At 49.4% G+C, this 11,710-nt stretch carries 11 protein-coding genes and 1 pseudogene; 9 read left to right on the forward strand and 3 right to left on the reverse strand.

Annotated elements, in window-relative coordinates; translation table 11 throughout:
* The first annotated feature begins 3 nt into the window (after window positions 1-3).
* Together IPK30_11185 and IPK30_11190 are read left to right on the forward strand one after the other, a co-directional pair.
* Window positions 4-1,023, forward strand: a complete 1,020-nt coding sequence (locus IPK30_11185; protein MBK8103801.1) for a glycosyltransferase family 4 protein — start codon at window positions 4-6, stop codon at window positions 1,021-1,023.
* Window positions 1,024-1,032: 9 nt separating this feature from the next.
* Window positions 1,033-3,000, forward strand: a complete 1,968-nt coding sequence (locus tag IPK30_11190; protein ID MBK8103802.1) for a polysaccharide biosynthesis protein — start codon at window positions 1,033-1,035, stop codon at window positions 2,998-3,000.
* Here the strand turns inward: IPK30_11190 and IPK30_11195 are convergent.
* Window positions 2,997-4,280, reverse strand: coding sequence for a hypothetical protein (locus IPK30_11195; GenBank protein MBK8103803.1), 1,284 nt, complete (start codon window positions 4,278-4,280; stop codon window positions 2,997-2,999). The two genes, IPK30_11190 and IPK30_11195, sit on opposite strands and share 4 nt — an antisense overlap.
* A gap of 190 nt (window positions 4,281-4,470) precedes the next feature.
* Window positions 4,471-5,256, reverse strand: a complete 786-nt coding sequence (locus IPK30_11200) for a hypothetical protein (GenBank protein ID MBK8103804.1) — start codon at window positions 5,254-5,256, stop codon at window positions 4,471-4,473.
* 76 nt (window positions 5,257-5,332) lie between these two features.
* Here IPK30_11200 and IPK30_11205 point away from each other — a divergent pair.
* The 6 genes and pseudogenes from IPK30_11205 (at window position 5,333) to fabG (ending at window position 10,843) form a co-directional block, all read left to right on the forward strand.
* Window positions 5,333-7,205, forward strand: a pseudogene (locus IPK30_11205) (potassium transporter Kup).
* A gap of 61 nt (window positions 7,206-7,266) precedes the next feature.
* Window positions 7,267-7,821 (forward strand): DUF177 domain-containing protein, encoded by a 555-nt coding sequence (locus IPK30_11210; GenBank protein MBK8103805.1) that lies wholly within the window; start codon window positions 7,267-7,269, stop codon window positions 7,819-7,821.
* A gap of 48 nt (window positions 7,822-7,869) precedes the next feature.
* Window positions 7,870-8,049: a 50S ribosomal protein L32 gene (rpmF, locus tag IPK30_11215; protein MBK8103806.1), complete on the forward strand. Its 180-nt coding sequence runs from the start codon at window positions 7,870-7,872 to the stop codon at window positions 8,047-8,049.
* A gap of 49 nt (window positions 8,050-8,098) precedes the next feature.
* Window positions 8,099-9,124, forward strand: coding sequence for a phosphate acyltransferase PlsX (gene plsX / locus IPK30_11220; protein MBK8103807.1), 1,026 nt, complete (start codon window positions 8,099-8,101; stop codon window positions 9,122-9,124).
* A complete protein-coding gene (fabD, locus tag IPK30_11225) occupies window positions 9,121-10,056 on the forward strand; it encodes an ACP S-malonyltransferase (protein ID MBK8103808.1) in 936 nt (311 codons plus the stop codon). The genes plsX and fabD overlap by 4 nt, the downstream gene beginning before the upstream one ends.
* Before the next feature lie 43 nt (window positions 10,057-10,099).
* Window positions 10,100-10,843 (forward strand): 3-oxoacyl-ACP reductase FabG, encoded by a 744-nt coding sequence (gene fabG, locus IPK30_11230; GenBank protein ID MBK8103809.1) that lies wholly within the window; start codon window positions 10,100-10,102, stop codon window positions 10,841-10,843.
* Window positions 10,844-10,854: 11 nt separating this feature from the next.
* Here the strand turns inward: fabG and IPK30_11235 are convergent, their stop codons facing one another.
* Entirely contained in the window at window positions 10,855-11,136 is a 282-nt protein-coding gene (locus IPK30_11235; protein MBK8103810.1) for a pyrimidine/purine nucleoside phosphorylase, read from the reverse strand.
* Between the two features lie 85 nt (window positions 11,137-11,221).
* Between IPK30_11235 and IPK30_11240 the strand changes: the two genes are divergently transcribed.
* On the forward strand, window positions 11,222-11,710 hold the full coding sequence (locus tag IPK30_11240) for a peptidylprolyl isomerase (GenBank protein MBK8103811.1): 489 nt from the start codon (window positions 11,222-11,224) through the stop codon (window positions 11,708-11,710).

Genomic DNA, 11,710 nt, shown 5'->3' on the forward strand with positions numbered 1-11,710 from the left:
GGCATGAATTTTCTACAGTTGGCGTTAGTACTGTTCGCGGCATTTTCTGCCTCTGCCTGCCTGTGTTTTTTGATTGTGACGCGCAGGAAACAAATTTGGCTCGATCACCCCAATGAACGCTCACTGCACAAAGCTCCGGTATCGCGTTTAGGCGGCATTGCCATTTGGTTGGGTGTTTTATGTGCGGTGTTATTAACTCGCAGTGAATTGAGCGATTTGCTCTCCATTTATCACATGATTGCTGCGCTGCTTTTATTGTTTATTGCCTTGCTGGATGATGGGCGTGGTTTGCACCCAGCATCGCGGTTTGTTGCGCAGGCTATAGCTGCTGTAAGTTTGGTGTGGAGTGAGTCGGTTTATGTCAGTGTCGCGTGGTTGCCGTGGCTGTGGCCGATAATCGGCGTGGTCGTACTGATGTGGTGTACCAATCTCTACAATTTTATGGATGGTATGGATGGTTTTGCCGGCTCGATGGGGGCAATAGGTTTTGCGACACTTGCCATTTTGGGGATAGCACAAGAACAAATACCGTTCGCAATTTTCAGTGCCATTATTTCAGCATCGTGTGTAGGTTTTCTCTGTTTTAACTTTCCACCGGCACGCATTTTTATGGGCGATAGCGGTTCCACTGTGCTGGGCTTTTTTATGGGTGCGCTCAGCATTCAGGGTTGGCAGCTAAATCTATATCCTCTCTGGGTTCCCGTGCTGATATTTTCTCCTTTTTGGGTGGATGCGACGGTGACCTTGGGTTTGCGGTTATATCGCAGGGAAAAAGTGTGGCTTGCGCATCGTCAACACCATTATCAACGCTGGGTGTTGGCGGGTTACAGCCACCGCCAAGTTCTCGGTTGGTATATTGTTTTGATGCTGTCGTGCTCTTTTACAGCAATCATCCAACAAACAGTTCAGCATCCTCTGGCAAATATCGGGCTGCCACTGGCTTGGCTTGTGTGTTACGGTTCCCTCATCCTGCAGTCTGAGCGCAAGCTGCGGCAAGTGAAAGTCAGTGGCAGTGTGCAGTAAAGGTTAGATGTGAAAATATTTCGAGCGACAACGCATTTCTTGCATCAGTATTACAAACAGATACTGATGTTGTTTGTCGATTTCGCTTTACTGGGTGTAGCGCTGCTATTTGCATTTTGGGCGCGCTTGGGTGAAGTCTGGCTGCCGCAACAAATCTCACAATATGGGCTGCTTGCTTTTTGTTTGTTGCTGACGCTCTTTGCCTTTGGTCGCTTAGGACTTTATCGCTCCATTATTCGCTACATGGGGCAGCAAGCTATTTTTGCTGTGATGCAGGGCGTTTTAATTTCTGCATTGATCATTGCTGTTATTGCTTATATGAGCGATATGTTTATGCCGCGCTCAGTGCCGGTTATCTACTTGTGTTTTGCCTATATTTTTATTGGCGGTTCACGCATGGCAATCCGTGCGTATTACCACAAGGGCGTAGAAATTCATCGTGAGCGCGTAGCCATTTACGGTGCTGGTTCATCGGGTTTACAGGTGTATCAAGCATTAGAGCGCAGCCGCGATTACAAGCCGGTATTATTTATCGATGACAGCTTGGCTAAACACGGAATGATTTTAGATGGCTTGCCGGTATATGGCGCAGTCAATATCCCGGCGTTATTGGAACGCTACGGCATTACTGAAGTGTTATTGGCAATGCCGTCCGCGCCTTTGCAGCGCCGCAAAGAAATTTTGCAGGAACTGGCTGAGATGGGTGTGAAATCCCAGATGGTGCCGGGCATTGAGGAGTTATTGGATAGCTCCCTGCGCGGTCGCGATGTAACGCAGGTGTACGACAATATTTTAGGGCGCGTGCCGGTTGCGCCAGAAGTACATTTATTGGATAGCTGTATTCGTGATCGCGTTGTGATGGTGACAGGTGCAGCGGGTTCCATTGGTAGCGAACTGTGTCGACAAATACTGCTGAATAGCCCTCGCGTTTTGTTGTTGGTAGATATCAATGAGTTTGGTCTGTATCAGATTGATATGGAGCTGCGGCAGACATTGAGCAATAGTCATTTGCAGCCAGTTGAATTGGTGTCATTGCTTGGCAACACCGCCAATCAGCAGCAAATGGCGCAAATCATAAAAAGTTTTTCTGTGCAGACGATCTATCACGCTGGCGCGTATAAACATGTGCCAATGGTTGAAAACAATATGATTGAAGGTGTGCGCAATAATGTGATTGGCACCTGGTCTTTGGTTAAAGCGGCTGCTGAAAATGCGGTAGAAACTTTTGTTTTGATTTCAACCGATAAAGCTGTTCGCCCCGTTAGTGTGATGGGTGCCAGCAAGCGTTGTGCAGAATTAATTTGTCAGGCATATGCAGAAAGCAAACTGGGTACGCGCTTTTGCATGGTGCGTTTTGGCAATGTGTTGGGTTCTTCAGGTTCCGTTGTGCCCTTGTTTATTGAGCAGATCAACGCGGGCGGTCCTGTGACGGTAACACACCCTGAAGTGGTTCGATATTTCATGACCATACCGGAAGCAGCGCAGCTGGTTTTGCAGGCGGGAAGTATGGGTGTAGGCGGCGAAGTTTTTGTATTGGATATGGGCAAACCCGTGCGCATTATGGAGTTGGCGGAGCGCATGGTTGCACTGCTGGGGCGCACGGTACGCAATGAACAAAACCCAACTGGCGATATAGAAATTGCCATCACAGGTTTGCGGCCTGGAGAGAAATTGTATGAAGAGTTGGTGTTGGGGGATAGGGTATCCGGCACTGGTCATCCAATGATTATGCGAGCGGAAGAAAAGTTTTTGTCGCTGCCCAATTTGTTGGTCTGTCTAGAAAAAATTCAGCAGGCTTGTGATGACAGTGATTGCCAAACACTTAAAAACTTGTTGAACGAAGTGATTGGCGAATTTACTGAACAGCCTATTCACGATGCCGTTTGGCGGCGCAGTCATCCCAGTAATCTGGATGCTGATGCATCAGTATCCAATGTCACACCGCTGTTGCGCAAACCACCAAAAAATACACCTTAACGCCGCTGCGTTATTTCCAATACGGTGGGATCCTGCGGATCCAATAATTGCCAAGCCTGTAAATATTTTTCGGCGCGTTCATATTGTTTGCTGTCCAATGCCAAATTAAAGCGTGTGAGTTGCACATTGCGGTTGTAAATAGGCATTGCAGCCGCTTTGTCTAATACGCTAAATGCTTCACCTGTTTTGCCGATTTGGTTCAGCGCGACGGCATATAAGTAGAAAATGTGCGGATCTTGAGTGTGTTGCGTGGCAGTTTTCAGTTGAGCGACCGCTGCATTGATGTTGCCGCTGCGCACCAGCCACAGCGCGTAAGACATCATCAAATCGGCATTGTTTGGAACGCGCTGCATAGCGTTTTGCAAGACGCGTCCTGCGTCAGATTCCTGCTGCAGTGCGCGATACAAATCAGCCAGATTGACAGAAGCCGGGATGTAATACGGCTCACGCGCAATAGCAGTTTTTAATAAGTTTTCTGCATCTTGCAGGCGTTGTTCGCGTATGGCGAGTCCAGCGAGATTGGTGAGCGCAGCGGCGCGATCAGCGTCAATATTTTGACTGTCGATATATTCTTGTCTGGCTTTAGTAAAGCTGGTGCTGTTTTGTGTGATGGGGTTGCCAGCCAATTGGCGTGCTGCTTCTATACGAATAGCGCGCACAGAATCATTCAACAAGGGCAACAGGGAAGATTGTTGCTCTGGCGGCAGAATTTCTGCGGCACGCAATGCACCGATGCGTATTAAATCCTCATTGTTTTTCAGTGCGTCATTAATCAGTGGCAATGCATTGCGCGTGGGAAAATTAGTGAGCAGGCCCATAGCGGTGGCACGCACAATTGGCGCCTGTGTGTTGTCTTGTATCAGTTGCGTTAGATCATCAAATACAGCGGGTTTTGCTAATCGCGCTTGCGCAATAATTTCGCCGTGGTGTGGTGTTTTCCAGCTTGCGCCTGCATTTTTTTCGATAGCGGCTGTCGCCCATGCGTTGGTTTTGTCGGTGTGGCAGTTAGTGCAGGCGTTGGGTGTTTCTAGCGTGGCACTTAAATCTGGGCGTGGAATGCGAAAGCTGTGATCTCGCCGCGTATCAACCGTCATATAAGTTCGCGTTGGCATGTGGCAATCCACACAAAAACTGCCTGTTGTTTCTGGTGTGTGTAGGGTGTGTTTAGGTGTGTTGTACTCCGCGTTGTGACACTGCAAGCACAGACCGTTGCCTTCGATTTTAACTTTGCCGCTGTGAGGGTTGTGACAGTTGCTGCAAGTTACACCGCGCATGGCCATTTTGCTCTGCAAAAAGAGCCGTATTCGTATACCTCGTCTTGAATTTGCCCGTCGGGGAAATACAGCGTTTCGTCTAGCAGTGCAGGCATAAACGCATCGAGAAATTTCTCTTTGTCGTTGCTGGCGTCGATGCGGCTGCGTCGGCTGTGGCATTGTGCGCAGCGTTCAATTTGTGTGGTATCGGAAGCTTCTATGCGCGATGGTTTCGCGGTTGCGGTTTGGTGTTGCCATAAGGCAGAGGAACCGGAAGTGAGTGCAATATCCCAGCCTTTGTTTTTGTACAAAGCGTCGCTGGGATTTTTTGCCCATGCGAGGTGCTTGGAGCCAGGGCCGTGACAAGATTCACAGCCCACGCCAGTTTCCACCCATGTCGATTGGAACGAGTCGCTATCGGTTTGATAATTTTTTTGAAATCGGTGGTATGGCATTCAATACACATGTGATTGGCGTTGTGAGATGGTGAACGCCAGTGCAACACATCGTTGGGCACAATGTTTTCGTTTGCATACAGATGGAACCAGTGTTGCCCACCTTGTGCGGTGCTGCGTGCATCCCAGGCAAAGGGCAGGCTTTGCCAGCGACCATTCGGCAGTGCAGTTAAATATTGCTGCAAAGGGAAAACACCAAAGGTGTATTGCAGGGTGAGGTCAGAGGCTGTGGGTGTGTCTTGGTCGGTTTGGATGTGGTACTGACCATCAACAGTGTTGAAAGTAGTTTTTTGTTGGTGGTGTTTAAGTGGTGGCGCAGAAAAATTGCCCACAATGTTTTCGGATGTGGCGAGCTTCATCGCTTGGTGGTGGTCTGAACCACGCCACTGCTGTTGCTCGGTTTGGTGGCAGTTTTGACATTGCTCGCTGCCGACATAGCTGGCTTTTAAAGTGGTGGTGGTCGTGGCAGTAGAGGAAGGTATTTTTGGCTGGTCACACCCCGCTAAAAAACAGAGCAGGAGAGTCGGAATTATTACAAATCGGGGCATATTTTTGTCGTTGTTTTCGGTACTCCGGCAGTATAACGCATGCTAGGATGCGCCCCTCTTTGCGACGGTGGATTGCATGTCTAACACCTCATCCAATTCGACAAAAACCTTGGCCTTGGCCGCGCTGGGCGTGGTGTATGGTGATATCGGTACCAGCCCGCTTTATACACTGCGCGAATGTTTTCTGGTCATCATCCGTTGGCGCTAACCAGCGGCAATATTATGGGCGTGCTGTCGCTGGTTTTTTGGGCGCTGATTATTGTCGTCACCATCAAATATGTTTTGTTCATCATGCGCGCTGATAACCATGGTGAAGGTGGAATATTGGCGCTGTTGGCGCTGTCGCGCAGTACAGGGGTGCGCAGCGATAAGCTAAAAGGCATTTTGGCTTTGACCGGCATTTTTGGCGCCAGTTTGTTTTATGGCGATGGCATCATCACACCGGCCATTTCTGTGCTCTCTGCAGTAGAAGGCTTGGAAGTTGTAGCACCGCAACTGCACCACGCCACACTGCCCATTGCAATTACCATTCTCGTTGCCTTGTTTATGCTGCAGCGCAGAGGCAGTGCGCGTGTGGGTGCGCTGTTTGGTCCTGTGATGTTGGTTTGGTTTTCAACTTTGGCGATTCTTGGTTTGACCAACATTGTCACCAACCCAGGTGTTTTAGCGGCTCTTAATCCGCTTTACGCGTTGGTGTTTTTCGTGAACACGGGTTGGGTAGTTTGCTGGCTTTTGGCGCGGTGGTATTGGCGGTCACTGGCGGTGAGGCGCTCTATGCAGACATGGGGCACTTCGGCAGAAGGCCCATTAAATTTGCTTGGCTTAGCGTTGTTCTTCCTGCCCTAGTGCTGAACTATTTTGGTCAAGGCGCACTGCTGCTGAAAAATCCAGAAGCCATTAACAATCCGTTTTATTTGTTGGCGCCGGATTGGTTTTTGTGGCCGCTGCTCATCTTGGCCACTTGTGCGACGGTTATTGCATCGCAGTCAGTAATATCTGGAGTGTTCTCCGTAACACGACAAGCTGTGCAAATGGGCTTTTGGCCGCGCATGCGCATCGTGCACACTTCGTCGCGAGAGATTGGTCAGATCTACATTCCAATGATGAATTGGCTGATTATGTTGGCCGTCATCCTGTTGATTTTGGAGTTTCGCAGCTCCAGCAATATCGCGGGTGCTTACGGTATTGCGGTGACCATGGCGATGATGGTGGATACCATTCTGGCCTGTTTTGTGGCACACCGTTTGTGGCGTTGGCCGTTGCCTGTGGTAACGCTAGCAGGTGCTGCATTCTTCTTTGTCGATTCGCTATTTTTATTCCCCAATCTATTGAAAATCCCCGATGGCGGCTGGTTCCCTCTATTGGTAGCTGTGATCGTTATGGGCTTGATGTTCACTTGGCGCAAAGGTCGTCGTTTCTTGGCGGATGCCTTGGGTAGAGAGAGTGAACCTCTGAAACCATTTATTGAGGCGCTGTCTTTGGGCAAGCCTGCAACCGTGCCCGGTACAGCGGTTTTTATGACGAGTAACTTGGAGCAGGTGCCTCATGCGCTGATGCACAACCTGAAACACAACAAAGTGCTGCACGAACGCGTGGTGTTCCTGACGATCAGCACGCAAGAGATTCCGTTTGTGCCGGAAGGTGACCGTATCTCTGTGGAGGATTTGGCGCCGGGCTTTTTGTCTATCAAAGGTTCCTACGGCTTTCAGGAAAGCCCCGATGTGCCGCATTTACTCGAGAAATGCGAACCTTTCGGTGTGGTTTTTGACATGATGGACACCACATTCTTCTTGTCTAGGGAGCATTTAATTCCTAGTAAACATCCTGGCATGCCGGCCATTTTTGATAAGGTCTTTGCCGTAATGACGCGCAACGCTGTGCCGGCTACTAGCTATTTCAAGATTCCTCCCAACCGCGTGGTGGAAATGGGTACGCAAATCGAGATTTGACCTTCAGAAAAGGGCAAATTTCTTTGACATATCAATGAGCTATCCATAGAATGCGCCGCCTATGCACAGTGAGCCAACCAGTCAGCCATTGCCACCGCATATCGATGCGGTAAAGCTTTGTCAGCAAGGTGGTAGCTTGTCAGGCGAAGTGTCGTTTGTTCGATTGGAGCGCCTCGCTGAGCAACTGTGTCATCAGAATGGTCAGGCGCGTGTCGACTGGCAGTTCGAGCTCGACGCGCAGTCGCGCAAAGTGATACACGGCACGGTAGATGCTGTTGTGCCGCTGGTGTGTCAGCGTTGTTTGGAGCAAGTTGATGTTGCAGTGCGCGCCGACACCTCGCTAGCCTTGGTGTGGAGCGATGAGCAGGCAGCACAATTGCCGCGCACGCTGGATCCAGTGTTGATGGAAAGCGATGTGCTGGATGTATTTGCAACGGTGGAAGATGAGTTGCTACTAGCACTGCCGATAGTCGCAGCGCATGAAGCAGGCACTTGCCAAGCGGCGCAGATGAGTATTGAAGAAACGCAGGTCGAACCACTGGCAGGCGAGAAGAAAACCAACCCGTTTCAGGTGCTGGCAAACCTGAAAGCGGGCAGTGATGAAACAGACAAGTAACATCACTGTATTTGCCAATACATTATTTAACGGTAGGAGTTTTTTAAAATGGCCGTACAGAAAAGTCGTAAATCTCGTTCTCGTCGTGGCATGCGTCGTTCACACGATGCCTTGACCACCAGTACATTGTCAGTAGACGCAGTAACTGGTGAAAAACACCGTCGTCACCACATGACTGCTGATGGTTTCTATCGCGGTCGCAAAGTGGTTGACTCTGCTGCCGAATAAAATGGTGCGCAATCGTACAACGGTTAAACAGCGTAACCGCTGAAGCCCGATGATCACGATTGCCATTGACACCATGAGTGGGGACTTTGGTCCTCGCGTCACAGTGCCCGCCAGTGTGCGGGCATTGTCGTTTCTGTCAGATATCAATTTATTGTTGCTGGGCGATAACGATGCCATTCAAAAGGAGTTGGCAAAGTTGCATTGCGACAGCAATCACCGTTTGCGCATTGTTCATACGACGCAAACCGTGGCGATGAGCGACAAGCCTCTGCATGTATTGCGTAACTGCAAAGATTCCTCGCTGTATCGCGGTATCGCTTTGCTGGCAGAAGGTGAAGTGCAGGGTTTTGTCAGCGCTGGCAACACAGGCGCGATGCTCGTGATTGGCCATCATCTGTTAAAAATGTTTGATGGTATTGACCGACCCGCCATTTGTGCGCCTATTCCCACCGTCAACGGAAAAACTTTTTTATTGGATGTCGGTGCTAATGTCGATGTTGATGCAAAAAACTTGCATCAGTTTGCCGTGATGGGCTCGGTGTTGGCTGCAGCGATTCTCAATATCCCTCAGCCGCGCGTGGCACTGCTCAATGTGGGCGTAGAAGATATTAAAGGTAACGAGCAAGTGCAGCAGGCCGCAGCATTGTTACAAGCCGACAGCGCGCTCCACTACACAGGATTTATTGAAGCCGATCAAATATTTTTTGATACGGTTGATGTGGCGGTGTGCGATGGCTTTACCGGTAATGTCGCACTCAAAGCCAGTGAGGGCGCTGCGCGTTTAATTCGCCAATATTTATCACAAGCGTTTAAGCGCAAATGGATTTTCCGTGTGCTGGGGGTGTTGGTTGCTCCTATTCTCAATGCTTTTCGATCGAGTATTAATCCGTCGCGTTATAATGGCGCTAGTTTTTTAGGCTTTACTTCGACGCTAGTAAAAAGTCACGGCAGTGCAGATGCCAATGCATTTTTTCATGCCATAGAAGTGGCAAGTGTTGAAGCCAAAGCGAATATTCCCAAAAAAATTAATGAAAAATTGCAATCTGTCTTATTGAAGCGGGGGAGTGAAACATGAGTGGCAAGTTAGCATTTGTTTTTTCAGGTCAAGGTTCACAGAAAGTTGGTATGTTGGCGGAGATGGCTGCTGCATATCCTGTTGTACAGAAAACTTTTGCCGAAGCGTCAGAGGTGTTGGGTTATGACTTGTGGGATCTGTGTCAAAACGGCGAGCAAGAACAATTGAATGCTACAGAAACAACACAGCCGCTATTGCTGACTTCTAGCGTGGCGTTGTGGCGTGTGTGGCAAGAAAAAAATGGCAAATTGCCTGCGTTGCTGGCGGGCCACAGTTTGGGCGAGTGGTCGGCTTTGGTGTGTGCCAATGTGTTGGATTTTTCAGATGCCGTAGACTTGGTGCGCAAACGCGGTGCTTATATGCAAACCGCTGTGCCAAAAGGCGAGGGCAGCATGGCTGCTGTGTTGAATGTCGATGATGAAAAAATTCTTGCGCTTTGCAAAGAAGCTTCGGCAGTGGGTGTAGTGGAAGCGGTCAACTTTAATTCGCCCGGTCAGGTGGTTATTGCAGGGCAAGTTGCTGCTGTCGATAAAGCTTCCGAGTTGTTGAAAGCCGCTGGTGCCAAGCGCGTATTGTCACTGCCGGTGAGCGCTCCTTTCCATACATCTTTAATGAAACCTGCTGCAGAAAACATGGCAAAACATATTGCTGCTACTGTTTTTCGTGCGCCGACAATCCCTGTAGTACATAACGTCAATGCCAAAACTGCATCAGACCCAGAGGCAATTAAAGCACTGATGATTCAACAAATTGATCATCCAGTATTGTGGGTAGATTGCGTGAAGGCATTGGTTGAAGCAGGCGCTAAAACGGTTGTTGAATGTGGTCCTGGCAAGGTGCTGTGTGGCTTGTGTACACGCATAGAAAAAGAATTAACGGCGTTTGGTATTGAAGATGTCGCGAGCTTGGAAGCGGCGCTGTTGGCGATTTAATTTGCACAAATATTTGAAAAACTGAATATCGGGAGATGAATAAATGAGCATTGAAGGCAAAGTAGCTTTGGTAACCGGCGCTAGCCGCGGTATTGGTCGCGCCATTGCGGAATCATTGGCAAAAATGGGCGCTACGGTAATTGGTACAGCCACCAGCGAATCGGGTGCGGCAGCAATTGCAGAGCGTTTAGCAGCTAGTGGCTATAAAGGTGATGGCGTTGTTTTGAATGTCACCGATTCCCACTCCGTGGATGCGGCAATCAAATCTATCAATGAAAAGTTTGGCAACATTGATATTTTGGTAAACAACGCCGGCATCACCAAAGACAATATTTTGATGCGCATGAAAGATGAAGAGTGGGATGATGTGATCGCCACTAACCTGACTTCGGTATTTCGTTTGTCGCGCGCGTGTTTGCGCGGCATGACCAAAGCGCGCTGGGGCCGCATCATCAGCATCAGTTCCGTGGTTGGTGAAATGGGCAACGCAGGGCAGAGCAATTACGCAGCAACCAAAGCAGGTGTTGCCGGTTTTGCGCGCGCCTTGGCACGGGAAATTGGTTCACGCAATATCACTGTGAACACGGTTGCACCTGGATTCATTGATACCGATATGACGCATGTATTGCCAGAAGAGCAAAAGCAAATGCTGTTGGGGCAAATTCCTTTAGCGCGTTTGGGTAAGCCGGAAGAAATTGCCGCTGTGGTTGCGTTTCTTGCGTCGGAGCCTGCTGGCTACATCACCGGCGAGACTATCCATGTCAACGGCGGGATGTACATGAGCTGATAACAGCTCGATTATTCGTAAGTACAGAGATAGGCGGTATCCGCAGCAACTTTTAATTGAAACTTGCTGTTGGCCGCCACCTGAAATGCTTCGCCAGCGGCAAATGTTTGCCAAGTGTCATTGCCGGGCAATTTGACGGTGAGCTTGCCGCTGACTACGGTCATTACTTCATTTTGGCTGGTGCCAAACTCATAATCGCCAGGTGCCATCACGCCAACAGTTGCCGGTAATTGTTCACCTTGGAATGCGATAGATTTTACTTTGCCGTCAAAGTATTCGTTGACTTTAAACATGCCTGCTTGCTCCTATGAGTAAACCGAGTGGGATAAAACGCATATACTGACAGCGCATTTTAGCAGTTTGTTGAGGAAGAGATTCATGCAAATTACCAAAGATACCGTTGCGGTTTTTCATTATCGTCTGACAGAACTGGGTGGCAGTTTTTCCGAAGATTCGCGCACTGAAGAGCCAGTTGCGTATCTGCATGGGCACGACAATATCCTGTCTGGGTTGGAAGAAGTCTTGGTGGGCAAAGCAGCGGGTGAGACGGTTAGCGTCACGCTGCCACCCGAGCGCGCCTACGGCGTTATCAATCCAGAGTTGCAACAGCGCATCTCGATCAAACACCTGAAGTTCAACGGCAATAAATTAAAAGCTGGCGATATTGCGTGGGTGGAAACGCAAGAAGGGCCGCGCCAAGTGACGGTGATCAAGCCTGGCAAGTTTATGGCCGAGGTAGATACCAATCATCCCTTGGCAGGAAAAACGCTGACATTTGATATTGAAATTGTTAGCGTTAGAGCCGCTACGGAAGAAGAAATCGCCCACGGCCATGCGCACGGTGAGGGTGGGCATCACCACGACTAA

It is taken from the genome of Cellvibrionales bacterium, assembly GCA_016713115.1.
GTDB lineage: Bacteria > Pseudomonadota > Gammaproteobacteria > Pseudomonadales > UBA7239 > UBA7239.